The following is a 25,126-nucleotide window of genomic DNA, read 5'->3' as shown; positions in this document are numbered from 1 at the left end:
AGATCCTTGGTGTATCAGCGGCTTGCGGCTTGGTCGAGCCCTACGGTGTCCTTGAGCGCAATGCGTACCAGGGCGCCGCTGCTCAAGCGCAACTGACCGGAGGTGACCACGCGATCACCGGCCTTTACGCCGTCAAGCAGCACGACCCGGCCATCCGAGCGTTCGCCGGTCTTCACGTAGACTTGGCGTACCGTGTTGGTCAGTTGGGTATCAGCGCCCTCGACGACGTAGACAAAGTCACCGTAGGCGCTGTAGCTCACGGCTGTTTCAGGCACGCTGATCACGTCTTTTTTGGCTGGCAGATGGACTTCGCCATTGGCGTACATGCCGGGTGACAGCAGGTTGTCCGGATTCGGAACCGTGGCCTGGACCAGCACCGTGCGGGTGCCGGGGTCGATACGTGGTTCGAGGGTACTGACGTGGCCCTTGAACAAGCGCTGGGGGTACGCGTCTACGCTGACGCTCATCTCCTGGCCCGTTTTGAGCTGTGCCAGGGCACGTTCGGGCAGGGTGATGTTGGCGTACAGCGTCTGTGCGTCGGTCAGCGACACCATGGCATCTCCGGCCTGCACGAACTGGCCCAGGTTGACCTTGCGTACACCCAGCACGCCGGTGAAAGGGGCCTTGATGCGTTTCTGATCGATCAGCGCCTTGATCCGCACGATATCGGCCAGCGCCTGGGAGTAGGCGGACTGCACCTGATCCAGTTCCTCTTGCGTCGCCGCCTGTTGGGGCAGCAAGCGTTGGGTTCGTTGCAACTTGGCCTTGGCGTTGGCGGCCTGGGCCTGAAGCCTGGCCAGTTCGCCTTGCTCCGGCGCATCGTTGAGTCGCACCAGAGTTTGCCCGGCTTTCACCCGCTCGCCGGGTTGGAATGCAATGGCACGTACCAGGCCACCGCTTTCGGCGGTGACCATGACTTGGTGGGTGGCTTCCAGTTCACCGATACCCGCCAACGTGTTAGGCATATCGGCTTGCGTGGCGGTGGCGACGGCTACCTGGATGGCCGGCGCAGCCGTTCCGGCCGTCGTTTGGGTAGGTTGCGCAGAGGTGGACTGCCGGTACAAGCCGACGGCGCCGCCAATGGCGAGCACCGCAGCAATCGTGACGCACACTTTAAGTTTTTTATGCATGATTCCGGTACTGACGTAAGGCAAAAAATTAAGAGCCCTGATGGCTCAACGGTGACGAGCGCTCAACTGGACTGTTGATGCGCATGAGGGAGTCGGACCCGTGCAGCGAGAATCGCCAGCACGGCACCGAGCCCCAGAAAAAAGACCAAGGCGGCGAGCACGCTGGGGGCAAGCCCCATCGCGTCCACCAGCAGCCCAAGTGGAATGGGCACAGCGTTGAACAGGTAGATGGTCATATAGAAATACGCCACCAACTTGGCGTGGCAGTTGGCGGGAGCCAGCTGATTGATCAGCCGCGCACTGCCGACAAAAATGGCGCCATAAGCGTAGCCGCCGATTACCAGGGCCAGCGCCGCGAGCGTCAGCGAATGGACCGAGAAGGCCGTCAGCAGGAGCAGGAAGGCGGCACACTGGGCGAGCAATCCAGAACGCAATGCACGCGCTGCATCCAGGCGTTTGCAATACAGCTGGCTGGCCCCGGCGATCAACAGGTACACCGCCATGCTGTAGCCAAACATCCCACGGTCACTCAAGCCCAGTTGCTGTTCGGCAGCGCCGGGGCCAATCACGAAGACGCAGGCCGTGAACGACCAGCTGAAAAACACCGACCACGCGCACAAGTGGAAGGGCCGACCAATACCCCGCAGGCCTTCACGTAACGACGCTTGTGCAGTGTGAGCGGCGGTGTGGGCCTGGAGGGCGTGGCGGGGCCAGAGCGCCAGTACGCCGAGGGCGGCGACAGCGACCAGGGCCATGATCGACCAGAAGGGCAGGCTGGCCGGGTACAGGTTCAGTTGCAGTGCCACGCCGCTGAGCACTGGGCCGAAAGCCAACCCCAGGATCATTGCCAAGGTGGCCAGCGTCGCCGCCAACTTGCCGTTGTCGAGCGGACCGAACCGCACCAGCGTCACGTTCACCGCGGTGGTCATGATCCCTGCGCCAAGCCCCGAGATGGCGCGGGCCGCACATAGGGCCCACAACGAATCGCATTCGGCGCACAACCAGGCGCCGATCAGCACCAGTGCAATGGCTGGGAGCAGCAAAAAACGCTGGTCTTTGACATGGCCGGCGATGCGCGCCAGGGTCATCAAAGCCAGCAAAACACCGGCACCGTAGGCGCCGAATATAAACGTCAGGTCCACAGCGTTGATCTGCAGGTGTTCTTGGTAAAAAGGGTACAGCGGCGTGGGTGCGCTGCTGTTCATGAGCGCTGCGGTCAGTGACAGCGCGAGAAAAAACATCAAGCCTTTTGAGCCGTGTTTAGTGATATCGACGGACATGAGTCTCCCAGCCCAGCGCTCAGGGCTTTTGCCGAGTGAATGTTTGCAAGCGGGATGTGAATGCGGTTTAGAGGGCTTTGCCCATTGGCAAATGATACGTACCGGTGCGATTGGCACCATGCCCGAAACCCCAGGCTTCATTTGCCATCGTCCAAAGCGGGGCCGACCTAACTCATCGGGGGTAACAACCGTGGGTTATCGTCAACGGCTGGCCGACTACCTAGACTTGAGCCAATTCTTCACGGGCTTATCGAGAGTAAAAACATGCGCTTACGAGACCTGGGCATCACCATTGGCACGGGCACACCCGGGGCGTTCAACGCCATCACCGACGTGCCCGGCGTTCGCGTCGGCCATCACACCCTCAATGCCGAAAGCACCGACGGCTCGATGCATACCGGTGTGACCATCATCGAGCCGCGGCCGGTCGCAGCTCATCTGGCGCCGTGTTTCGCCGGCGTTCACGTGCTCAACGGCAACGGCGACGCCACCGGTCTGGAGTGGATTCGCGAAGCAGGCTTGCTGACCACACCCATTGCCTACACCAATACCCACAGCGTCGGCGTGGTACGTGATGCACTGGTGGCCGCCGAACGTGAAATGGGCAAGCAACACACCTATTGGTGCATGCCGGTGGTGCTGGAAACCTACGATGGCATTTTGAGCGATATCTGGGACCAGCACGTCACCGCCGAGCATGTGCACGCCGCATTGGCGGATGCACACAGCGGCCCGGTGCAGGAAGGCTGCGTGGGCGGCGGTAACGGGATGATCTGCCATGAATTCAAAGGTGGGATTGGTACGTCGTCTCGCGTGCTGAGCGCCGAAGAGGGCGGCTGGACCGTGGGCGCACTGGTGCAGGCCAACTACGGCGTACGCAGCGCCTTGCGCGTGGCGGGTTACCCGGTGGGCAGCGTATTGCAGGACACGCCTTCGCCTTATGACGGGCCGGTGAACGTCGGCGTGCCTGGCATGGGGTCTATCGTGATCACCATCGCCACCGACGCGCCCTTGCTGCCCCATCAATGCACACGCCTGGCACAGCGCGCGAGTATCGGCTTGGCGCGGGTCGGTGGCGGCACCGAAGACGACAGCGGCGACATCTTCATCGCGTTCTCTGTAGGCAATACTGGCTTGCCGGTTGCTAATCTCGGGCAACCCGGCCCGCCGACCACGGCCTTACAGATGGTCAATAACGACTACATCTCCGCGTTGTTTGTGGCCGCTGCGGACGCCGTCGAGGAAGCAATTCTCAATGCTCTGTTGGCCGCCAACGACCTGCAGGGCCGTGGCCGACAAGCACTGGCGCTCAAACCTGAACAATTGCTGGCGGCGATGACGAAGGTGGGTTGGACGGCTGCTGTTCACTCCTGAGCCTGAAGGAACAATAGGAACAGCTCGGACTGGGATTTGATCCCCAGCTTGTTGTACATGTGCTTGCGATGCACCTTGACCGTTTCGGCAGAGATCGCCAGCTTGCGGGCGATCTCTTTGTTCGAGCAGCCACTGAGCATCAACTGCGCTACCTCGGCTTCACGGCTCGACAACGCCGAGCTGATCTGCAGCGTCGGTGACAGCAGGCGCTCTTGCCAGTCCGTTGACGGCTCTGCTGACGGCGCGCTGTTCGAAGCCTGTTCAAACACGCAGCGCTGACGCATCAGGCCGGCCACCCAGGGCTGGATCAACCGCAGCAGTGCCAGTTGCTCCTGGCTGAAGCGGCAACGGCTGCCCAACGACAGGCTCAGAGTGCGCTGGGGATCGAGTTGCACATTGAGATGTATCTCATCGGCGACCACGTTCAGGCGGAAGTAGCGCTGGTAATAATCGGTCTGCTCAAAACACTCGGGGGCAACGTCGTCCAGTTGAAACAGCCCACTTCGCGGTGATTCGCGATTGGCCAGGTAAAACGGATCGAGCAGGTAAAGCCCCTTGAGGTAGTCCTGGAACAGCGAGTCGGTGCCGCCTTCCTCCGTAGGCGATTCAGCCAGTACCAGTGGCCTGCCAGGGTTGAAGATCAGTACCACCCAGCTGTCCACCGGCACATAGCGCCCGAGCAAACGCGTCATGGATACCCAGAAGTGCGGTTGGTCGAGGTTTTCGATCAGCCGCCCGACCGCGTCATGCCAGGCCACATCCTGCAAGGTCAGATTGGTTTGACTACCCATTGCGGGGTACCCCATTGAAGTAATTTTTTCCCATTGCGCTGCACCCCATACTCATTTGAAGGCCCGGGTAAATTCGGGTTTCCACTTTGCCCAAGGACCTGCCATGAACATCGAACTCTTGCAGTTAGCCGGCCGCGACGGTGATACCGCTTATAACCTGGGACGCACCTTGGAGACCATCGCCAACTGCAACGCGGATACCGACTTGCTGGTATTTCCGGAAACCCATTTGATGGGCTTCGTCGGTGGCGAACAACTGGCCAAGGTCGCCGAGCCTCTGGACGGCCCGACGCTGCAAACCGTGCAGCAGGCGGTGCGCCAACGCAATGTGTCGGTTGTGATTGGCTTGGTCGAACGTGATGCGGACGCCTATTACAACACCTCGGTATTGATCACACCCGAGGGTATTGCCCTGCGCTATCGCAAAACCCATCTGTGGCCCTCCGAGCGCGCCGACATCACGCCAGGCGATCGCTTCGTCACTACGCTGTGGAACGGCGTGCGTGTCGGCCTGCTGATCTGCTACGACATCGAGCTGCCGGAAACGGCGCGGGCGCTGGCGCAACTGGGTGCTGAATTGATCATCGTCACCAACGGCAACATGGACCCCTACGGCCCGGTGCATCGCACCGCGATCATGGCCAGGGCCCAGGAAAACCAGCTGTTCAGCGTGATGGTCAACCGCGCAGGGCAGGGCGATGACGGCTTGGTGTTTGCTGGCGGAAGCGCCGTGGTCGACCCGTTTGGTCGCCTGTTGTACGAAGCCGGGCGCGAAGAAACCCGTCATGCGATCAGTCTGGACCTTGCTCAAATCAAGGCGGCTCGCAGGGATTATCACTACCTCAATGATCGTCGGTTGCTGCTGCAAGGCGAGGCTGTCGAGCATCCCAATGGCCGCCGTGAACTGCTGATTCGCTGACCGCGTTTGTACCCTCCATAACAATAATCAGCTGGCGCGCAGGTGCCGGCCCAGGAGTTCGTGATGATCGCTATTCGATGTATGCAATGGGGACTGGCTGCCGTGATCAGCGGCGTAATGGCTTGCGCTCAGGCGGCGGAGCCGAAGGTCAATATCTATAACTGGTATGACTTCATCGCGCCCACTACGCTGAAGGATTTCCAGGCGCAGACCGGCATTCAATCGGCCTACGACGTGTTCGACAACAGCGAGGTCATGCAAAGCAAACTTATGGCCGGGCGTAGCGGCTATGACGTGGTAGTCGCTACCGGCGACCTGTTGCCGAACCTGATCAAGGCCGGTGTACTCAAGGAACTGGATCGCTCGCAACTGACCAACCTGTCACATCTGGATCCGGATATCCTGGCCAAGGTCAGCAGCAACGACCCCGGTAATCGTTTTGCCGTGCCTTATCTGTGGGGCACCACCGGCATTGGTTACGACGTCGCCAAAGTCCACGCGCTCCTGGGTGACAACGCACCGGTAGATTCCTGGGACCTGATTTTCAAAGAAGAAAACCTCGCCAGGCTGGGCGAGTGCGGCGTGGCGATGCTGGATGCGCCCGCTGAAATCATCCCGATCGCCTTGCACTATCTGGGGTTGCCCTATAACAGCCAGAACCCGGAAGACTACCTCAAGGCCCAGGCCCTGTTGTTGAAACTGCGCCCGCACATTCGCTACTTCGACTCCTCGCGCTTTATCACCGATCTGGCCAACGGTGATATCTGCGCCGTCGTCGGCTGGGCGGGCGGCGTGATGGACGCTCGCAAAGCTGCCGATGCCGCCGGCAATGGTCGCCGGATCCAGTACAGCATTCCCAAGGAAGGCGCGCCGATCTGGGTGGAAAACCTGGTGCTGCTCAACGATGCACCGAATCCCCAGCAGGGCCTGGCGTTCATCGACTACATGCTGCGCCCGCCGGTGATTGCCGCGTCGTCCAATTACCTCAGCTATGCCAATGCCAACAAGGACGCCAAAGGGCTGGTTGATGCGAAGGTGCGCGATAATCCTGGGGTTTATCCTTCCAAGGCAGTGCTGGATACGCTGTTTGCGCTGGAGCCGCTGCCGTTGAAACTGGAGCGGGTGCGTACGCGGGTCTGGAGCAAGGTCAAGAGTGGGACCTGAGCTTGCGTAGCCAGGTGCTTATGGCTTCAACGAGTTCGACCTTGCATTCCACCGGCAACCAATGCCCGCCGGGTAGGCTTGCCACGGTGAGATCTACGCAGGCCGCCCGCATTGGATCGCCCAGCTGATTACCTTTGATGGTGTTCATTTGATCGTAGTCGCCGTTCACAAACAGTACGGGCAATGACAAGAGGCCGCCATTTAACGCCCGGTGCGCATATTCAATGTTGGCATCGTCGTTTAAATACCAGGCGCAGGGAGCGCGGAAACCATGCGCCTGGAAACTGCGCACCAATTGCGCGAAGTCTGCCTGCGGCCAGAGCGCAAGGTCTGGCTGGGTGAGGGGGGCCCGGTGCGCTTGGCCGAACCGCCCGCCCTTGCGGGTCACTTCGGCATTCGCTGCAATCTTGCCGATATTCGCCGGGTCGCCTCGGCGATAAATCGACGCCAGCGATGCGGCTTTATCCGCATCAAGGTCAGCGACAGCGCACGCAAAGTGTGTGTTGTAGTAGCGGTAATAATCCCATTGACCGTCCGGATACGTGTCCGCCGGGTAGATCGAGCGATCAACCAGTGGGACGAGCGTTGGCAGCGCGTTAGTGGTGGGGAAGTACGGGACCGAAATCAATACAACACCGCAACTGCGCTGAGGCTCATGAGCGACCAGTTCACCCGCCACGACGCTGCCCCAATCGTGGCCTACCCAAATGGCGGGCCTGCCACCGAGATGGTCGTGAAGCTCTGCCATGTCGGCCACGATGTTTTCAAGGGTGTACGCCTGCGTGGGCGCGGGTGCAGAAGAACGACCATAACCGCGCATGTCGGGTGCAACGCAGTGCCAGCCTTGTGCCGCGAATGCTTGGATCTGTGCGCGCCAGATCAGGCTGAGCTCCGGCCAACCGTGCAGGAACAGCATCAATGGCCCATCGGCCGGTCCCATCTCTACATAGTGCGTCGTATGGCGCGGGGTATTGAGGACACGCGAGGTCAGCTTGGAAGTGGACACAGTCTCTCCTCATGCTACGTCGGCTGATAAACTCGAAGCGGCAACACTATACTGAGCGGTAGGCTTCATGTTTCGTTCCCATTCGGCGCTTCCAGCGCCCGAGGCAAAGTCTTGCGTGTGAATGAAATTTATCCAAGGTGGAATGCTTTCTCGGTACATACACTCAGGGAAGAGCGAAAGGCGGCAATAGCAGTCGCGTTTTTCAACACAGGTGCATTGAGGATCAAGTATGTTGAATGTTGACCAGCCCCCCACAACCACACGCGAACCCAGTGAATACGAGAGCCTGGTCGCGATGGGGACTCACTTGCTCGATGTGATTCCGGGGGCAATTTACCTCTGTGACCGCCACGGGTGGCTCGTCAGGTTCAACAGCGAAGCGGTTAGTTTGTGGGGACGAACACCAGCCCTCGGTAAGCATGGCGACCGCTATTGCGGCTCATATCGACTTTATACGACGGACGGCGCGCCATTGGCGGTCGACGAATGTCCGATGGCTTCCACGCTCAACGCTGGCCTGTGTGCGCGTAATCAGGAAGTCTTGATCGAGCGCCCTGACGGATCTCGCTTCGTAGCGCTCATGAATGTCCGCACGCTTAGCGATCGCCATGGACGAATCCAGGGCGCGATCAATTGCTTTCAGGACGTCTCGGCGCACCACGCAATAGCCGAGGAGCTGCGACGCAAAAGTTCCGACCTCGAAGACTTTTTCGAAAACAGCGCCGTGGGCCTGCATATTGTCAGCGGCGAAGGCATTATCCTGCGCGCCAATAAAGCCGAGTTATCGCTGCTGGGCTATTGCGCGGACGAATACATCGGCCGTCACATCACTGAATTTCATGTGGATGAACCGGTCATCGGCGACATCCTCCATAAACTCGGCAGCGGCGATTGCCTGAACAGTTACCCGGCGCGCCTGCGGGCCAAGGACGGCAGCATCAGGCACGTAGCGATTACCTCGAATGGGCGATTCGAAGACGGCAAGTTCTTCAACACACGTTGCTTCACGATTGACGTGACCCGCGTGCACGACGCCGAAACCGGGCGCCAGGAGAGCGATGACCGGCTGGCGGCGACCTACGAGGCGGCGACCATCGGCATTGCCGAGGCTGGCGAGGACGGTCGCCTGCTGCGGGTCAACGATGCCCTTTGCACCATGCTCGGGCGCCCTCGTGAGCAATTGCTGGCGATGACCTTCCTGGACTACACCCACCCAGACAGTGTCGAGCAGGACGCGGCGTTATACGCACGACAGGTGGCGGGTGAACTGGACAACTACGTGTTGCGCAAACGCGCGTTCAAGTTCGATGGCCAGGCGCTTTATCTGGATGTTCATAGCTCGTCGGTCAGGGCGCCGGATGGCCGGTTCCGCTATGGTGTGCGGGTCATTCAGGACGTCACGCTGGCCCGAAAAATGGAAAACCGGGTGCGTGAAAGCGAACGGCACATGCGCGATCTGCTCGAGGCGCTGCCGGCAGCGGTCTACACCACCGACGCCGAAGGGCGTATCACTTTTTATAATCGTGCGGCCGTCGAGTTGTCGGGGCGCACGCCGCAACTGGGCGACCTGTGGTGTGTCACCTGGAAACTGTTCAACACCGACGGCTCTTTTCTGCCTCACGACCAATGCCCGATGGCCGTGGCACTCAAGGAAAACCGCGCCATACGCGGCGTCGAGGCCGTCGCCGAGCGCCCGGATGGCACCCGCGTGTCTTTCACGCCGTATCCAACCCCGCTGCACGACGCCGATGGCAATCTGATCGGCGCGATCAACATGCTTGTGGATATCACCGAGCGAAAGCAGGCCGAAGACCGACAAAAGAACTTGATCGATGAACTCAATCATCGGGTCAAGAACACTCTGGCCACGGTCCAGTCCCTGGCGTCCCAGACCGCGCGTAACGCGCAGGATGCCAAGGACGGCTACACCCGGTTCGAAGCCCGATTGCTCGCCTTGTCGCGTGCCCATGACCTGCTGACGAAGCGGCATTGGGGCCTTACGCCGCTGGGAGTGCTGGCCCAGGAAGTGTTGGTGCCGGTGTTTGGCCATGATTCCGGTCGCGTGGTGATTGCCGGTGATGCCATTGAGGTCGACACCCGCGTCGCCCTGAACCTGACCATGACACTCAACGAACTGGCGATCAACGCCCTCAAATACGGAGCGATGTCCACCGACACCGGGACACTCTCGGTGAGCTGGAGCGTGCGACCCCAGCCCAGCGGCGCGCTGCTCACCGTGGACTGGCGCGAACAAGGCGGGCCTTCGGTATCCACGCCGGAGCGCGAAGGCTTGGGTTCGCGGTTGATGAAGCGCTGTATCGAGCGTGATCTAGGCGGTTCGTTCGAACTTGACTTCGCCCCTGAGGGCGTTCACTGCCGCTTCTCGTTTATGCTCGCTGAGAACCAGACATGACCACGTTCCCAGGCACCAGAGTGCTCCTGGTTGAAGACGAGGGCACCATCGCCATGTTGATCGAGGAAATGCTCGAAGACCTGGAGTGCACCGTAGTCGCCTCCGTGGCCCAACTCGCCAAGGCGATACACGTGGCAGGGGTGGTGGATGTCAACTTGGCGATCCTCGACGTGAACCTGGCTGGAGAATACGTCTTCCCAGTGGCGCGGATTCTGCGCGCACGCCACATTCCGTTTTTGTTCAGTACGGGCTACGGCGGCAGTGGCCTGCCGGAAGAGTTCAGGGGCTGTCCGGTCTTGCATAAGCCATTTGCGGAAAAGGATCTGCGGTTGAAAATTGCGCTGACGCTGGAGTCTTAGGTAAGACCCACGGTGTTGCGCAGGTAACGGGCCGGTGAGGTGCCCAGGGTTTTACGAAACATCGTGATGAACGAGCTGACTGACTCATAGCCGAGCGCTTCAGCGGTTCTCTGCACTGATTGCCCTTCGGCCAGGCTTTGCAGGGCGACGATGATCTGCCATTGCTTGCGCCATTGTCCGAAGGTCAGGCCGGTTTCGGCTTTTACCAGGCGGGCCAGCGAGCGTTCACTCATGGCCACGTGGCGTGCCCAGTTCGCCATGGTGGCGCGGTTGGCGGGATCTTGCGCCAGGGCTCGGGCGATGGTACGCAACGGGTTTGAGGCGGGTAGAGGCAGGTAGAGTTGTTCGGTGGGGGCCAGTTCAAGCGCTTCGAGCAGTACGTGGGCCAATCGAGCAGTGCGTGAATCGGCCGGGTAATCCTGAGCCTGGCCGCTCAGGTGCAGGATCAGCTCAAGGATCAATGGCGACAGCGCCAAGGTACAGCAGCGATCCGGCAGCGATGCAGCGCAGGGCTCCACGAACAGAAAACACACCTGCCCGTTGGCTGTCACGCGGTTGCTATGGGCGACGCCCCCCGGGATCCACACGCCGAACCCTGACGGCACCATCCACACGCCATCTTCCACCGTACACACAATGCCACCGCAACACGCCACCACCAGTTGCCCCTTGCGGTGCTTGTGTACGGCAGACTCGCTGTCGTTGCGCTGGGGTTCCAGCATCAGCGCTACGGCGGGCTGGGAAAGGGTGTCGTACTCAAACTGATCGACTTGGATCTGTGCCATGCAAGGTCATCCAGGGTTGTCCGGATTTGATTATATTTTGGCAGTGTACTCAATATCGGCAGTGGCAGTAATTCCCTAGCATCACCTACAAGCCTTGCCTTCCTTGGGCGGGCGACTGCTAGAACCTTCCGAATCCCGGTGCTTGCCATGCTTAGCGAAATCTCGATTGCCAACCTCTACTTTCCGCCCTTGTTGATCTACCTCGGTGCGTCCCTCCTGGCCTACCGGCTGATCGAACGTCTGGGCGGTCGCTGGCTGGACCGAGCGTGGCACCCGGCGCTGGCGCGTTTTTTTGTCTTGCTCATCGTCGTGTCGACGATGGTCGTCCATTGCTGAGCGAGGCCGCGCATGTCTATCGTCAAACTGCTTAAAACTGCCGCCACCGTGGGGCTTGGCGTGCTGGCCCTGGTGTTTTGCCTGCAACTCTGGCGGGCATACGTGCTGGCGCCCTGGACGCGGGATGGGCGGGTGAGTGCACAGGTGATCCGCATTGCGCCCGAGGTGTCCGGCCAAATCGATCAGTTATGGGTCAGTGACAACCAATGGGTGGCAAAGGGTGCTTTGCTCTATCGGATTGATACGCGTGCTTATCGATTGACCCAGCAGCAGCGCGCAGCGCAATTCGCAGAAGCGCGGAGTGTGTTCGAGCAGCGCAGTGCGCAGTTCAAGCGGCGCGCGCAACTGGGCGGCGCCATCGCCCGGGAAGAGATCGACAACGCGGCGCGTGACTTGGCCGTGGCCCAAGCACGTTTGGACGCGGCACGCAGCCAGTTGGCCCAGGCCCAGCTCGACCTTGACCGCACGACTGTGCGTTCGCCAGTGGACGGCTACGTCACGCAACTGCGGTTGCAGCCCGGTGACTATGCGCAGGCGGGTGCTACCAACCTGTTCGTGGTCGACGCTCATAGTTTCTGGATCACGGGCTATTTTGAAGAGACCAAGCTGCCGGGTGTACTCATCGGCGCACCGGTGTCGATCAAGCTGATGGGCTTTGACCCGCTGCTGGAAGGCCACGTGGCAAGCCTGGGCAGAGGCATTGCCGACACCAATGAGTTGCGCAACGACAGCGGCTTGCCCCAGGTGAGCCCGACCTTCAGTTGGATTCGTCTGGCCCAGCGAGTGCCCGTGCGCATCGAGTTGGACAAGGTGCCGGACGGGGTAGAGTTGGCGGCGGGCATGACCGCCAGTGTCGAAGTGACGCAGCCGGGCGCCGCAGCGCGCTGGCGACTCACCCAATGGCTGCAGGCGTTCATGTGATGACTGGCCTGGCGACACGCTTTTTCGCGGCGATCCCTCGGCCCTGGACGTCCGCCACGCTTGCCTACGTGCTGCGCAGTATCCTGGCGGCAAGCCTGGCACTCTGGCTTGGTTTCCAACTGCATCTGGATTCGCCATTCTCGGGTGCGTCCACGGTGTTGTTGCTGGTGCAGCCCATCCAAGGGGCAGTGCGAGGCAAGGGTGTGTACCGGATGCTGGGCACCCTGGTCGGCATGGTCGCAGCCTTTGTGCTGATGGGGCTGTTCGCGCAACAGATGCTGTTGTTCATACTGGGCGTCGGTATATGGCTGGGCCTGTGCGTCGGTGCAATGACGGTTTTGCGTCATTACCAGGCCACCGCGGCAGTGGTGGCGGGCTATACGGTGTGTTTGGCGCTGGGCCCTGCCATCGTCGCCCCGGAACAGGGCTTCGACCACATCATCACTCGTGGCACGGCGGTAGCGCTCGGCGTGCTCAGCTTGAGCCTGGTAGCGACGCTGTTCAGCGCCAAGACCATGGCGCATAAAGTTCGAAGCTCGCTGATCGACGCCTGCGCGCGCAGCGCCCGGCTGCTCGCGGCAAGCCTTGTGGGCGAAGAGCCTGCGCAGCTGGCGACGCAACGGCACCAGCTCGCGATCGATATCAGCAAGGTGGACGACCAGCTTGGGCTCGGCCGTGGCGAATCGTCGCTGATCCGCTCGCGGCAGCTGGCGATTCAGGCCGGCCTGGCGCATCTGCAGTCGGCTGTGCTCGACGTGCACCCGGACGACCCCGACCCCGCAATCGACCCCGCGTTGCGCGCCCGCATAAGCACAGGCTTGCAACAACTGAGTGAATGCCTGGCGCAGGCGCGCTGCGACTTTCGCGCCGCGGCCGCTACGCTGGAGCAACTGCGTCGCTGGGTGGATGATTGCGCCGATTCAAGGCCACACCTGCGGTGGCGCAGCGAACGCTTGGACGACCAACTGACGGACCTGGGCGAGGCCCTGTTGAACTTCGCCAGCCTCGACCAGGCTCGCCGCGCACCGGTACGCGCCGTGGGGTATCACCGCCATTACGCGGATGCGGCGCGAAACGGCATCCGGGCACTGCTCGCCATACTGAGTGCGGGTGCGATCTGGTATTTCAGCGGCTGGGATCAAGGGCCCACATTACTGGCGGTGCTGGGGCCGTACTGCACCCTGGTGGCGACAGCTGCCGCGCCAGCCCAAGGTATCAACGGTTTTATCCGCGGCACGCTCTACGCGATTGTGGCGGCGGCGCTGTGCAAATTCCTGTTGATGCCACAGATCAACGGCTTCCCTCTGTTGTTGCTGGTCATGGCAGGCTTCTGGTCGTTCGGCATCCATGCCACGAGCCAGCCGCGCCATGCCCTGCAAGGGGTTGCCTACCTGATCGGCTTCAACACCTTGGTCAGCACCGGCATGACCGCCACCTACGATTTCGTCGGTTTCGCCAACCAGGCGCTGGCCTGGATCGTAGCGATGATTGTGTGCCTCTTGGCGTTTCAGATCCTGCCCAAAGATCCAGCCAGGCAGGTACGCGCATTGACACGTGCGCTGCGCCGGCATACACGCCTGCTGCTACGCCAGGCAAATACAATCGATCATGCTCAATGGCAAGCGGAGCAACAACACCGGTTAGTTACGTTGAAGAGTTTGCTTGGCGCTGATCACCCGCACGCTGACCCGGCGGGCTACTTGTCGCTGCAACTGAGCAAGCAATTGAATCGGCTACAGCGCAAAGCCAGCGGTGTTGATCCGGCATCTCCCGTGGCCCGATGCGTGCAAAGCGGTGCGCGGCGGGTTGCACGATATGCCCATCATCCCGCGATCGGCGCCGCACAGGCGCGGCGCACATCCCGGTCGTTGAGCAGGCTTGGTGCGCCTCATCTGGCGAGCGGTTATCAGAACCTGGCGCGGCTGCTGGAGCAATACGCGAACCTGGTGCTTTAGGGCTAACATGAGTCAATGCTCATGCTCAGCGCTTACTGCTAACTCGCCGGACACCCTATCTATGAGAGATCTGCCGCCCACCGCGACCTTGCGCGCCTTCGAAGCCGCCACTCGCCACCCGACCTTTACCGCGGCCGCGCAGGAGTTGCATGTTACTCAGAGCGCGGTCAGCCACCAGCTCAAACACCTGGAAGCGCTTTGGGGCCTGGCGTTGTTCGAGCGTGGCCAGTCGTTACGCCTGACCCCGGCGGGGGCTACCCTGGCGCCCATCGTGCGCGAATTCTTCATTAGCCTGGAGGCGACCCTGGCCGACCTGCGCGAGCAAAAGGGCAGGGTACGGCTCAAGGTCAGCACCACTTATTCCTTTGCCTTGAAATGGCTGCTGCCACGCTTGCCGAACCTCGCTCGCCAGCACCCCGAGCTGCTGGTTGCGCTGGACACCACGGACGACGTCATCCACTTTTCCGACGCCCAAGCGGATGTCGCGGTGCGGCTGGGCAAGGGGAATTACCCGGGCCTGTATTCGGAGTTTTTGTTCGGCGAGCAGGTGTTTCCCGTGGCCAGCCCCGAACTGTTGCGGCGCCTTGGCACCCCGCGCAGCCCCGCCCATTTATTGGACTTCCCGCTGCTGGCCCGCGATGGCGCCGAGCTGGCACCGAAATGGGAGGTCTGGTTTCAAGCCGTGGGGCTGGCTTTTACGCCGCTCAGGGAAAGCGTCAGGTTTGGCGATACCAACATGACCGTCGAGGCGGCCCTGCTCGGCCATGGCATCGCGTTGGTGCGCAGCGGGCATGTGGAGCAGGAAATAAGTGACGGTCGCCTGGTGCGCCTGTTCGATGTGCCGTTCCCGTCACCGCTTGCCTACTATTTTGTGTGCCCCAAGGGCATCGAAACCCAGCCGCATATCTTCAGCTTTCGTCAATGGCTGATGAGCGAGGCGCTGAAAGTACAACGGGCGGATCAATGAGGTATGAGTATCTGTTCATGCTGTGATGAGCAGACTTCGCTGTAAGCCGGGGCCTTGGCTTGCCTAAGATGGCGCATGCCTACTCATATCATCTTCCTGGTGCTGTTCGCCGCCCTGCTTCATGCCAGCTGGAACGCGCTATTGCGTGGTGGTGCCGACCGGCTATGGTCGATGACTGTCATGTGCATGGCCATTGCCTTCACCAGTCTCATCGCCGCTACGTTCATGGTGACGCCGGCGATTGAGAGCTGGGGCTATGGGGTGCTTTCGGCGTTGCTGCATGTCGGTTACAACCTGTTCCTGGTGCGCAGCTACCGGGTGGGCGACCTGGGGCAGATTTATCCGATTTCCCGGGGCTCGTCGCCGGCGCTGATCACCCTGGGGGCTGCGGTATTTGCCGGGGAACGCATTGCTCCCGTCGAGTTGCTGGGGATTGCACTGGTGTCAGGGGCGATTATTTCCCTGGCTTTCAGCGGGCGTCGGTTGTCGGTTCCCAGCCTGCCTTATGCGCTGGGAACGGGCTGTTTCATCGCGGCCTACAGCGTTGTCGACGGTATCGGCGCCAGGCTCTCCGGCGCGCCGCTGGCCTATACCGTATGGATGTGCGCGTTGTGGGGCGTGATGATGCCAGCGGTGTACATCGGCCTGCGCGATGCCCGCAGTTTATTAAGCCTGCGCCCCGGTACCTTGGCCGCAGTGGTCGGCGGGCTGGTGTCTTTGCTGGCCTATGCAATCGTGATCTACGCGATGAACGAAGCGCCGTTGGGCGCGGTATCGGCATTGCGCGAAACCAGCGTGTTGTTCGCGATGTTGATTGGCTACTTTTTTCTTGGCGAAACCCTTACCGCGCGCAGGGTCCTGGCGTGCGTGGTGATCGCCGGCGGCACCCTCATCATCGGCTGATACAGCCATCATCCAAGGAGGTATTTTCAATGGTTGACGTCTCGCAGGCACCGCTGATCCTGATCACCGGTGGCAGTCGCGGAGTGGGTGCCGCGACCGCCCGGCCATCGACCGCAGGTTCGGGCGCCTCGACGTACTGGTCAATAATACCGGCGTGCTGACGACTCAGTCGCGTCTGGAGGACCTGAGCCTGGAGCGCATGCAGCGCATCTTCGCGGTCAACGCCATCGGCCCGATGCCCGTGTGGTTAAAGGTGAGCACTGGTAGAACGGTGCCGGGCCCTGGAGGTTGCTTGCACTGGCCCTGAAGCATCGGTTGTTTCACTTGAGGCGAGTGTGGCAGAGGTTGAAGGCGCGATAGATGATCTTGAGCAGGCGCTGTTGAGTTTTCAGCAGGGTGGGGCGTGAGCCGTATGGTCTGGTTCAAGCCGAGGCGAGGCTGTTGGTGTAGGAAATTTCTGTGGGTGCTATTGCTGCAGTGCAAGCAGAGTGCTTGTATGCTTGCGCCCATAAACCGGTGGCCTCTGTAAGTGCCGACGTTCGAATGATGGCTGGACTGGAAACCGGACTTCCTTAAGGTGCCGACGTGAAGCGCGATACCCGCCTTGTGATGCTTTTGCTGTTGGTGATTGGTTGCTCCCTGACCTCGTTGACGATCTGGAAGGTTCTGTCTTCGCGTGAGCGCGCGCTGGCGGAAGTGGATGTGCATGGTTTGAACCTGACCCAGGCACTCAATACCTATACCGAAGGTATCGTCCGGCAAAGCGCGCTGTTGTTGCTGGGCCTGGTCGAGCGCCTCGAAACCGAAGGCAGTGGCCCGGCGCAAATCGAGCGTATCCATGCGTTGATCAACCGCCAGCAGCCGCTGATGCCGCAGCTCAGTGGCATCACGGTGTATGACCGTCAGGGCGGCTGGTTGATGTCCTCCAACCGGCGGATTCCAGAGGGGGCCAATAGCAGCGATCGCGCCTATTTCATTCATCATCGTGACGATCCGAGCCCCGAGCCGTTCATTGGCCCACCGGTTCAGAGCCGTGCCAATCAGGAATGGGTGGTTACCGTCAGCCGCCGATTCAATGATGCATCGGGCAATTTTGCCGGGGTGGTCGCGGTGACGCTGGGGGTGGAAAACTTTCTGCGCGTGTTCGGCAAGCTTGACGTTGGCCAGGAGGGTGCCATCGGCTTGTCCTACACCGACGGCACGTTGCTGGTGCGCTATCCCTTCCGTGAACAGGACATGGGGCGCAATTTTTCCAAGTCGCCTATTTACGCCAAGTATTTCGATCAGCCTTTCGGCACCACCGCGCATACCTCCAGCCTGGATGGTGTGGAGCGGTTGTATGCCTTTCGCAAAAGCGAAACGCTGCCGCTGATTACCACCGTCGCGCTGGGCAAGCATGAAGCCCTCGCGGCGTGGCGCATCGAGGCGGCACTGTCGGCAGTCGTGGTGGCGGGCTTGTTGGGGCTGACCGGGCTGATCGGCTGGTTCCTGATTCTGGATATTCGCCGGCGAACCGCGGCGGAAGAGGCGCTGCGCGTCGCCCAGCAACAGTTGCTCGATTCCAATCGGCAATTGGCGTTCCTGGCGATGAAGGACGCGTTGACCGGTTTGGCGAACCGCCGTTGTTTCGATGAAACACTGGCCCTGGAAGCACGCCGGGCGCAGCGTGAAGGTACGTCGCTGGCGTTGTTGATGATCGATATCGACCATTTCAAACGCTACAACGATGCCTTCGGTCACGTGGTCGGCGACACTTGCTTGCAGAGGGTCAGCAGGCTATTGGAACGATGCGCGCGACGACCGTCAGACCTGGTGGCGCGTTATGGCGGTGAGGAAATGGCGATCATCATGCCCGGCACCGACAGCCAAGGCGCGGCGGTGGTCGCGCAACGGATCCTTGAGTCGCTGCAGCACGAAAACATCACGCACCCAGGCAGCCCGTTCGGTTACGTCAGTGTGAGTATCGGCATTGCCGCGGGCACGGGTTTGCGTCTGGAACCGCCGCTCGGATTGATCGAGGCGGCTGATCAGGCGCTTTACTCGGCGAAGGCTGCGGGACGCAATGGATTTTCCCTGCAAGCCACGGGGCCTTGATTGTCTGCTCTAACCTCACATCCCCAGCGTCGGAATCATCACTTCACCACACTCCATGAGTTGGCCCGCCGTCACTTCCAACTGCGCAGTGGGCTTGGCCGCATAGCCAGCAATGAAGCCGGCGCTTAGCAGTAAAAGGCACAGGCAGGCTTTTCTCAGAATCATGCGCGTAGTTCTCAAATTAGGTCGCAAGGGAGATGCACAGATTGTGTATTCAAGAAAAGGTTCCTGAACAAGGCGTCACACCGTTAGCTGATCGCCAATAGGCAAGCGCCGAACACGCATGCCGGTGGCCGCCGCAAGGGCATTTCAACTCCTCGCCGATGCGCCGGGTTGGAGTCATCAGGGCAGTGGGTCAAATAATCCATCAGGCGCCCAGCCCATCACTGTTTCAAGGTGACCTGTGTGTTCGTCCCGTTGCTCTCTGAATACGGTAAAACCGTGCTTCTTGTAGAAGTGAAGGCTGGGAACATTCTGCGAATACACGCTCAGTTGAAGTGAGGTTCTGGCTGCCTGCGCGTCCTTGAGCAATTGTGTACCGATACCACTGCCCTGATGCTCAGGCGCGACAAACAGCGCCGCCAGGGTGTCTTCATATACGCAACTGAAGCCCAGCACTTTCCCGTCGGCTTCAAACACACGGGTCACGGCGCTGGGCAGGTAGACCTCGCGCATGGCGCCCAGTTGGTCATGCCAGAAGGCGGGGTCGATAAAGTGGTGGGCCAGGATGGACGCGTGCAGCCAAATATCCAGGACGGGTTCCAGGTCGGCAGGTTGAAAGTGGCGAATCATAGTGCCTCAGTGTTTGAGTGAGCAGGCCGAACCCTGGCGAGACCGGCGCTGCCGCGCTTGAAGGTTCCTGCTGCTGCGATGGTGAGTAGGCGGCGAAAAGTCGGGCATTGTGCGTGGTTGGGGGCAGGGCAGGCGGCCGCATGGCGCAAGCCCCGGCTCATCGCCTGCAGGTGTTTGACCGTGGCATCAATCTCGTCGGCCTTGGCCAGCAGCACCGCTCTATCCACATTGGCCTGGCCATTGGGTGACAGCATGGCGTGTATCTCGTCCAGCGACAGGCCACCCGCCTGCCCGAGGGCGATGACCGCCAACTGCTCAACGACCGCTGCTGCGAAATGACGGCGAGCACCGGGCGGGCTGGTCGATGTAATCAACCCCTTCTTTTCATAAAAACGCAGCGTATGGGCAGGAATGCCCGTGCGTTTGACGACCTCGGTGATATCCATTGGCAGACCATTGACTTGAAGTTGACTTCAACTTCTATGATGCCTGCGCAGGTCGAATGGGTCCATGACTAAGAGGTAGGTATGACAGCGCTGGAAGGGGTTGCACAGGTGGTGTTGTTGGGGGCAGGGGCTACCGTGGTGATGGATATGTGGATGCTGCTGATGAAGGTGCTTGGCGTTCCGACCCTGAATTTTGCGTTCGTAGGCCGTTGGGTCGGCCATGCGTGCCGGGGGCGATTTGCGCATTCAAGCATTGGGCAAGCGCTTCCCGTTCGAGGTGAAGTAGCCCTGGGTTGGATCGCGCATTACGTCACCGGAGTGGTGTTCGCGTGGGTGCTGGTGTGGATTGAAGGCGATGCCTGGTTGCTGGCGCCGACCTTTGTACCTGCACTGGCGTGGGGTGTTGTGACAGTGGCCGTTCCGCTGTTTGTGATACAGCCGGCCATGGGGGCCGGGTTTGCATCGTCCAGGACGCCGACGCCAGGCAAGAACCGACTGCGCAGCCTGATCAACCATGGCGTTTTTGGTGTGGGCCTTTACCTGGCGGCGTGGGTGATCGCCTGGGCCTGATGCAGATCAGCGCAGGAATTTGACGTACACGCACTCGGGGTCGTCTTCGTCGAGGTTCTCGATCTGCCCGCTGGGTATGAATCCGGCCTTTGTCATCAATGCCTGGGACGCGCGATTGGAGGCGTTGGTGGAGGCGAACAACTTCGGCGTCTTGCAGGCCGCCTCGTCCGCCGCCAGCAGGCGCAGGGCCACACCCTGGCGCTAGCAGGTCGGTGATACCACCACAAGGGCAATAAAGCCGTGATCGAAAAAGTCGTGGGTGAGCACCAGGTACCCGGCGCACGCGTGGTCGCTGACTGCCACCAGGCATTGCTGGTTAACCACGGCGTCGTGGATAAATACGCGGCGGTGGGCATGGGCAGCCGCGTAGGCGTCCAGTTCAACCAGGGCGTGTACGTCGTCGGGTTGGGCCTGGCGGATCAGCCACTCTGTGGCGGTGGGGGAGCGGTGTTCAGTCATGGGCGTTCTGGTTTTTTCTTCCACGTGGCGAGTGCCGGCTTCACGTTCATGTATGAGTCCCTAGCGCATAGGGATAGCACATTTTTATTACGCAACGGTAGGCGCGAGCTTGCTCGGGAAAAACTCTCAGGCGCCGTGTTCATTCAGAAAGTACGCGTCTGCGTTGACGATTTTCGCGAGCAAGCTCGCTTCTACAACCAAAAGGGAAATCTGTCGGCAACGGTTATCCGATTTTATGAAAATTGCTCTGAACTATCGCGCTCGGCACGCCCTCGCAACAGTATCCATACACAGGAGGGAATCCGATGAACCACTACCCAACACCACCCTTCAATCCCCAGCAGCAGCCCGTTCCGGGCGACCAGCGCAAGATGGACCCGATGCCGGATTGCGGTGAGCAAAGCTACAAAGGCTCGGGGCGCCTGGCCAACAAGATTGCGTTGATCACCGGCGCTGACAGCGGTATCGGGCGTGCGGTGGCGATTGCCTTTGCTCGCGAAGGCGCGGACGTCGCGGTGTCGTATCTGGACGAGCATGAGGACGCCAAGGAGACCGCTCGCTGGGTCGAAGCGGCAGGGCGCCAGTGCCTGTTGCTGCCCGGCGACCTGGGCGACGCGGCGCAGTGCACGGCGATCGTCAATGACACCGTCGAGAAATTCGGCCGTATCGATGTGCTGGTCAATAACGCTGCATTCCAGATGACCTATAAGTCTCTGGAGGACATTCCCGACGAGGATTGGGTGAAAACCTTCAACGTCAATATCACGGCGATGTTTCGCATCTGCAAGGCAGCGTTGCCGCATATGGCGCAAGGCAGTTCGATCATCAACACCTCGTCGGTCAATTCCGATATGCCCAACCCGACCCTGTTGCCCTATGCGGCCACCAAGGGTGCCATTGCCAACTTCACCGCCGGCCTGGCGCAGATGCTGGGCGAGCGTGGCATTCGGGTGAACAGCGTAGCGCCGGGGCCGATCTGGACGCCGTTGATCGTGTCGACCATGCCCGAGGAGTCGGTGAAGCATTTCGGTGGCAACACGCCACTGGGCCGCCCAGGCCAGCCGGTGGAAGTGGCGCCCATCTATGTGTTGCTGGCGTCGGATGAAGGCAGTTACATCTCTGGCGAGCGCTATGGCGTGACGGGGGGCAAGCCGATTCTTTGAACAGGCACATAACCCTGATTCAAGCAGCTCTAAAATGTGGGAGGGGGCTTGCCCCCGATAGCCATGGGTATCTACACAACTTCGTAGCAGCCACCAGTAACCACGATGTGAAGCGAGCCGCTCTTGATCTTGATCTGCTTTTGATCTTGATCTTAGGCGCCCCGTTAAACCACGCTGGCCGGAATTCGCCAGGGATTTGGGGGGTAAACCGGCAGGGATGCCGGTTTAGCCGCCCCGCGCCATGGATGGCGCGTGGCGGCGGCCCCCCAAATCCCTGGCGGATTACGGGCACACCGAGCCTAGGCGAGGTGCCGAGTGGTGGGGCAAGAGCGCTTTGGTTACTTTCGCGCTTTTCGAAAGTGACCCGCTGTAAAAGCGGAACCAATAGCAGCCGTGACTCAAATAACGGATATGTACTCGGTCAAAGTCCAGCATCCTGGTCGGCTCTTAGGCCGCCATCGGGGGCAAGCCCCCTCCCACAGGTCCGGCGTCACACCAAAGGTGTGTAGACACCCATGCCCCGATAGCGACAAACCAGTCCACGCTTTGTTGACTGACACGCCCCGGACGGGGCGTGTCTTTTTTGTAGGAGCAAGCTTGCTCGCGAAAGGCTCACAAGCGCCGCGTCCCTTCAGGTTTACGCATCATCGTTGACGTTTTTCGCGAGCAAGCTTGCTCCTACGTTCTCATAGCCCGCCGTATACGCATCCACTCTCGATAAGCCGCAGTCCGCTGCGCATCCGCAAGCTTCTTCGCCTCGGTGAAGCGCGCCCAGGTTGTTGCATCGCCGCTGTAGTGTTCGATGATGTTATACGCCTGCGCATCCAGTCGATCCGCTTCGAAAAACATCTGGGTGTTCTGCGCAATCTCCTCATCCCACCTTTGACTGATTGTGTAATCCAGCACCTGACTGTTCATTGTGTGACACCCTCCGCCCACTGAATTTCTTCCGCCCCGCACCAGCGCACATCGGTAATGCCGTATTTTTCCGCCATCGGCTTGGACACGCGCTTGAGGTTGTTTTGACCGAACCTGGGGATGACCGCCACGCCGGCATCGCAACTGGCCCAGTGCCATGCTTCAGCATTGTTCATGCGTGCCGTACGCACGATAAAGGACCTCGGCTCGCCGTGAAGTTGATACTTGATGGTAAATAGCTCGTTGGTTTTCATGAGGCCTCCCTATGCTCATGAACTACAGATAATTGGCGTCAAAAAAAATTCAAAGAACTTGTCGGGCAATTCGATGGCGGGCTGTCAGCGCTGTGGCAGTCAGTCATCCACGGTAAACGCTACCCACCCGGCTCCATCAGCGGGCCGCTCTATCTCGGCGATTACACCGCCGACGGAGGTACCGTCTGGCAAGTTCACCATGACGAAATTGGGATGGCCGGGCCACTCCAGTGGAGTGTCAAAGTCCAGGCGAACCAGGGTTGGTTTACCACTACCTGTCAGATTTACGTCAACGTGTTCGTTGAGGCGTTCATCTGCTTGGGTTCCGAGGTGACGCGAAGCCGTGATGATGCTGGCGGGGCCTTGATAATCGTAAGACATGTTGCAATACCTCATGCAAAGGGCAGCGGATGCAGCCGTATTCTTGTGTGGCAAGCGCGGGTCAATGATTGTTCAATCCAGATGATCCGGCGGCGCCGTCAGTGCCGGTGAGGCGTTGCGGTAGGGTCGTCGATCTGGATGATCGTGCCGTGGCGCCAGGCATCCGCCCCGGGTGCAATGGCCGGTGGGGCTATATCGGCGCGAGAGCGCTTCTTCTCGGTGCTGTCGATACCCAGGCGTTGATCGCGCTCGGCGACCATCCTTGGATCAGCCTGGCCGTCAGCGGTAAACCCCATCATCAGTTGAGGCACACCCAATGGCAGGCGCTTGTGCAGGTCGGTATGCCAGGTGTGCCAGGTCTTGCCGTAGGTGTGCACCAGCTTTTCCATCAGCGCGTGCTCGGCCACCGCGGGAATGCCGGGTGCGATCAGCTGGCCGGACTTCACCTCATGCACATGGCTGTGCCACAAGGCTTTCTCCGGTGCCGGCAGGCTGTTGAACAACTGCTCGCTGATGATGTATTCCACGCCCATCAACTTGGCGTCCTTGCGGTTGCCGTCGTAAATCACGCACTGGATCACCTCCTCATTGAGGATGGCGCAGTAGTGGTGCGCTTCCATCTGCACGTCGGGGTGGCCGTTGTAGAAGTGAAAGCCGTCCAGGTAGGCATTGAGCGCGTCGATGGGCGGACGTGACTGCAGCAGGGCGGCACCGGTATCGAGTGCTCGCGTGCCTGGCGATTTGGCATCACCCGGCGCCACCACGTTTGAGGCTGAGTCGTTGCCCGCGCACGCTGTCAACGAGGCGACGCAAATTGCCAGGCACAGCGATGGCAGTGCAGGTTGCAGGCGGTGAATGTTCATCGGGGATTCCCTCCATGGGCAGTTGTCGAGAACATCTAGAAAGCCTGCCGAGGAGGGTGTTCAACCGGATAGGGGGGCGCATGGTTTGCGACGATTTGTGGAACAAGCGTTCAGCGTACCGGGTCCTTTTTCACAAGCGTGCAGTTCGGCGCAAATGGCAGTCGCCACACCGGTTTACTGGTGCCTGACGGCAAGGACGGCATTCCGGCCGGGACCATCTGTAGCGAGTCCCTAGCCCTGGAGTTTGATGGTCACCAGCAGTTCATTGGCGTTGTTCTTGCCGGCATCAACGACAACGCCGTGATAGGTGCGGCCTTCGGTTTTGATCTGAACCGTATGGGCCTTCAATAGTTGTTCCGGCCACGGCGAGAGAATTTGCAGCGACACGCCCGCACCCGCTTCCATGACCTTCGCCATGCACTCGCAAGACAGGGGGTTCACGCCGAGCAGCGTGTCTTGAAGGTAGTCGATTTTGACGCGTTGCAAGGGGGTAGCAGCACCAGCGTGCATGGCAAGCCTCGTTGATTTTTGCGTTTACTCTACGGAGGAGAGGCGGGACGATTGTCGCGAAACTACCATGTCTTCCAGGATTTCCCGAACGAGCCGATTGATCCCTGGCTCGCCGTGATACTGGGCACGGTTGATGTTGGCGATGGTGAACTGGTTGGCATCGGGCGCGAGCACCGTCACCGACAGGCTGTTATCCGGATTGATCGTGCAGGAGACACGGCAGTTGCACAGCCGCCTCGCAAGCGCGCGCTGGATTTGCGCTTTGGTCAACGTGTCCATGGGGTCACCGGATAGCAGGCCTTAACGGATCAAGGGTAGCTCAAATTGGTCGTGCGTAAAGGCTAGCGAGTTGATGGCAAGCCACTCGTCAGTC

27 protein-coding genes and 2 pseudogenes are annotated in these 25,126 nt (G+C 60.4%); 14 read left to right on the top strand and 15 right to left on the bottom strand.

Annotated elements, in window-relative coordinates; translation table 11 throughout:
* Positions 1-14 precede the first annotated feature (14 nt).
* Complete coding sequence (locus tag TK42_RS24165) at positions 15-1,130, bottom strand: efflux RND transporter periplasmic adaptor subunit (protein WP_103735330.1); 1,116 nt, start codon at positions 1,128-1,130, stop codon at positions 15-17.
* Positions 1,131-1,192: 62 nt separating this feature from the next.
* Positions 1,193-2,410: an MFS transporter gene (locus TK42_RS24160; RefSeq protein ID WP_032876642.1), complete on the bottom strand. Its 1,218-nt coding sequence runs from the start codon at positions 2,408-2,410 to the stop codon at positions 1,193-1,195.
* A gap of 264 nt (positions 2,411-2,674) precedes the next feature.
* On the opposite strand from TK42_RS24160, the gene TK42_RS24155 reads away from it, so the two are divergent.
* Complete coding sequence (locus tag TK42_RS24155) at positions 2,675-3,784, top strand: P1 family peptidase (RefSeq protein WP_032876639.1); 1,110 nt, start codon at positions 2,675-2,677, stop codon at positions 3,782-3,784.
* Here TK42_RS24155 and TK42_RS24150 read toward each other — a convergent pair.
* Positions 3,775-4,575 (bottom strand): LuxR family transcriptional regulator, encoded by an 801-nt coding sequence (locus TK42_RS24150; protein ID WP_032876637.1) that lies wholly within the window; start codon positions 4,573-4,575, stop codon positions 3,775-3,777. The genes TK42_RS24155 and TK42_RS24150 overlap by 10 nt on opposite strands.
* Before the next feature lie 103 nt (positions 4,576-4,678).
* On the opposite strand from TK42_RS24150, the gene TK42_RS24145 reads away from it, so the two are divergent.
* Together TK42_RS24145 and TK42_RS24140 are read left to right on the top strand one after the other, a co-directional pair.
* Complete coding sequence (locus tag TK42_RS24145) at positions 4,679-5,494, top strand: carbon-nitrogen hydrolase family protein (protein WP_103735329.1); 816 nt, start codon at positions 4,679-4,681, stop codon at positions 5,492-5,494.
* 63 nt (positions 5,495-5,557) lie between these two features.
* A complete protein-coding gene (locus TK42_RS24140) occupies positions 5,558-6,658 on the top strand; it encodes a polyamine ABC transporter substrate-binding protein (protein WP_103735328.1) in 1,101 nt (366 codons plus the stop codon).
* Here the strand turns inward: TK42_RS24140 and TK42_RS24135 are convergent.
* A complete protein-coding gene (locus tag TK42_RS24135; protein WP_103735327.1) occupies positions 6,642-7,664 on the bottom strand; it encodes an alpha/beta hydrolase in 1,023 nt (340 codons plus the stop codon). The two genes, TK42_RS24140 and TK42_RS24135, sit on opposite strands and share 17 nt — an antisense overlap.
* 229 nt (positions 7,665-7,893) lie before the next feature.
* Here TK42_RS24135 and TK42_RS24130 point away from each other — a divergent pair, with 229 nt between their 5' ends.
* Positions 7,894-10,077, top strand: coding sequence for a PAS domain S-box protein (locus TK42_RS24130; protein ID WP_103735326.1), 2,184 nt, complete (start codon positions 7,894-7,896; stop codon positions 10,075-10,077).
* Positions 10,074-10,436, top strand: a complete 363-nt coding sequence (locus TK42_RS24125) for a response regulator (protein WP_103735325.1) — start codon at positions 10,074-10,076, stop codon at positions 10,434-10,436. Before TK42_RS24130 ends, TK42_RS24125 begins: the two co-directional genes overlap by 4 nt.
* Here TK42_RS24125 and TK42_RS24120 read toward each other — a convergent pair.
* Positions 10,433-11,221 carry a helix-turn-helix domain-containing protein gene (locus tag TK42_RS24120; protein ID WP_103735324.1) on the bottom strand — a complete coding sequence of 263 codons (789 nt, stop codon included), beginning with the start codon at positions 11,219-11,221 and terminating at the stop codon, positions 10,433-10,435. The genes TK42_RS24125 and TK42_RS24120 overlap by 4 nt on opposite strands.
* 147 nt (positions 11,222-11,368) lie before the next feature.
* On the opposite strand from TK42_RS24120, the gene TK42_RS24115 reads away from it, so the two are divergent.
* From TK42_RS24115 to TK42_RS24085, 7 genes and pseudogenes are all read left to right on the top strand, one after another.
* Positions 11,369-11,557 (top strand): DUF1656 domain-containing protein, encoded by a 189-nt coding sequence (locus TK42_RS24115; RefSeq protein WP_103735323.1) that lies wholly within the window; start codon positions 11,369-11,371, stop codon positions 11,555-11,557.
* Positions 11,558-11,569: 12 nt separating this feature from the next.
* Entirely contained in the window at positions 11,570-12,478 is a 909-nt protein-coding gene (locus tag TK42_RS24110) for an HlyD family secretion protein (RefSeq protein WP_032876619.1), read from the top strand.
* The gene (locus tag TK42_RS24105) at positions 12,478-14,433 is read left to right on the top strand and encodes an FUSC family protein (RefSeq protein WP_103735322.1); all 1,956 of its coding nucleotides are present in this window, start codon (positions 12,478-12,480) and stop codon (positions 14,431-14,433) included. Before TK42_RS24110 ends, TK42_RS24105 begins: the two co-directional genes overlap by 1 nt.
* Before the next feature lie 61 nt (positions 14,434-14,494).
* Positions 14,495-15,400: a transcriptional regulator GcvA gene (gene gcvA / locus TK42_RS24100; RefSeq protein WP_103735321.1), complete on the top strand. Its 906-nt coding sequence runs from the start codon at positions 14,495-14,497 to the stop codon at positions 15,398-15,400.
* 75 nt (positions 15,401-15,475) lie between these two features.
* Positions 15,476-16,303, top strand: a complete 828-nt coding sequence (locus TK42_RS24095) for a DMT family transporter (RefSeq protein WP_032876610.1) — start codon at positions 15,476-15,478, stop codon at positions 16,301-16,303.
* A gap of 29 nt (positions 16,304-16,332) precedes the next feature.
* Positions 16,333-16,541: pseudogene (locus TK42_RS24090) on the top strand (SDR family NAD(P)-dependent oxidoreductase); the annotation flags it as partial.
* Between the two features lie 347 nt (positions 16,542-16,888).
* Positions 16,889-18,397 carry a sensor domain-containing diguanylate cyclase gene (locus tag TK42_RS24085; protein WP_032876607.1) on the top strand — a complete coding sequence of 503 codons (1,509 nt, stop codon included), beginning with the start codon at positions 16,889-16,891 and terminating at the stop codon, positions 18,395-18,397.
* A 15-nt stretch (positions 18,398-18,412) separates the two neighbouring features.
* Here the strand turns inward: TK42_RS24085 and TK42_RS27020 are convergent, their stop codons facing one another.
* From TK42_RS27020 to TK42_RS24075, 3 genes are all read right to left on the bottom strand, one after another.
* Positions 18,413-18,562 (bottom strand): hypothetical protein, encoded by a 150-nt coding sequence (locus TK42_RS27020; RefSeq protein WP_177464527.1) that lies wholly within the window; start codon positions 18,560-18,562, stop codon positions 18,413-18,415.
* Between the two features lie 177 nt (positions 18,563-18,739).
* On the bottom strand, positions 18,740-19,189 hold the full coding sequence (locus tag TK42_RS24080) for an N-acetyltransferase (RefSeq protein WP_103735320.1): 450 nt from the start codon (positions 19,187-19,189) through the stop codon (positions 18,740-18,742).
* Entirely contained in the window at positions 19,186-19,635 is a 450-nt protein-coding gene (locus TK42_RS24075) for a helix-turn-helix domain-containing protein (protein ID WP_034119103.1), read from the bottom strand. The genes TK42_RS24080 and TK42_RS24075 overlap by 4 nt, the downstream gene beginning before the upstream one ends.
* Before the next feature lie 81 nt (positions 19,636-19,716).
* Here TK42_RS24075 and TK42_RS24070 point away from each other — a divergent pair, with 81 nt between their 5' ends.
* Positions 19,717-20,205, top strand: coding sequence for a DUF2938 domain-containing protein (locus TK42_RS24070; protein WP_078821008.1), 489 nt, complete (start codon positions 19,717-19,719; stop codon positions 20,203-20,205).
* A 6-nt stretch (positions 20,206-20,211) separates the two neighbouring features.
* Here the strand turns inward: TK42_RS24070 and TK42_RS24065 are convergent.
* A pseudogene (locus tag TK42_RS24065) lies at positions 20,212-20,664 on the bottom strand (N-acetyltransferase family protein).
* 305 nt (positions 20,665-20,969) lie between these two features.
* Between TK42_RS24065 and TK42_RS24060 the strand changes: the two are divergent.
* A complete protein-coding gene (locus TK42_RS24060) occupies positions 20,970-21,827 on the top strand; it encodes an SDR family oxidoreductase (protein ID WP_103735319.1) in 858 nt (285 codons plus the stop codon).
* A 678-nt stretch (positions 21,828-22,505) separates the two neighbouring features.
* On the opposite strand, the gene TK42_RS24055 is transcribed toward TK42_RS24060, so the two are convergent.
* The 6 genes from TK42_RS24055 to TK42_RS24030 form a co-directional block, all read right to left on the bottom strand.
* Entirely contained in the window at positions 22,506-22,745 is a 240-nt protein-coding gene (locus TK42_RS24055; protein WP_005787380.1) for a hypothetical protein, read from the bottom strand.
* Positions 22,742-22,999: a DUF6555 family protein gene (locus TK42_RS24050; RefSeq protein ID WP_005787382.1), complete on the bottom strand. Its 258-nt coding sequence runs from the start codon at positions 22,997-22,999 to the stop codon at positions 22,742-22,744. The genes TK42_RS24055 and TK42_RS24050 overlap by 4 nt, the downstream gene beginning before the upstream one ends.
* A gap of 99 nt (positions 23,000-23,098) precedes the next feature.
* Positions 23,099-23,380, bottom strand: coding sequence for a hypothetical protein (locus TK42_RS24045; protein ID WP_103735318.1), 282 nt, complete (start codon positions 23,378-23,380; stop codon positions 23,099-23,101).
* A 98-nt stretch (positions 23,381-23,478) separates the two neighbouring features.
* A complete protein-coding gene (locus TK42_RS24040) occupies positions 23,479-24,243 on the bottom strand; it encodes an OBAP family protein (RefSeq protein ID WP_103735317.1) in 765 nt (254 codons plus the stop codon).
* 231 nt (positions 24,244-24,474) lie between these two features.
* The gene (locus tag TK42_RS24035) at positions 24,475-24,753 is read right to left on the bottom strand and encodes a hypothetical protein (protein ID WP_032876579.1); all 279 of its coding nucleotides are present in this window, start codon (positions 24,751-24,753) and stop codon (positions 24,475-24,477) included.
* Positions 24,754-24,777: 24 nt separating this feature from the next.
* The gene (locus TK42_RS24030; protein ID WP_005787385.1) at positions 24,778-25,032 is read right to left on the bottom strand and encodes a hypothetical protein; all 255 of its coding nucleotides are present in this window, start codon (positions 25,030-25,032) and stop codon (positions 24,778-24,780) included.
* Between the last annotated feature and the right edge of the window lie 94 nt (positions 25,033-25,126).

Source organism: Pseudomonas sp. GZJR-8 (assembly GCF_002916705.1).
Classification (GTDB): domain Bacteria; phylum Pseudomonadota; class Gammaproteobacteria; order Pseudomonadales; family Pseudomonadaceae; genus Aquipseudomonas; species Aquipseudomonas synxantha_A.
The sequence above is the reverse complement of the archived record's forward strand: the minus strand, read 5'-3'. Positions and strand labels throughout refer to the sequence as shown.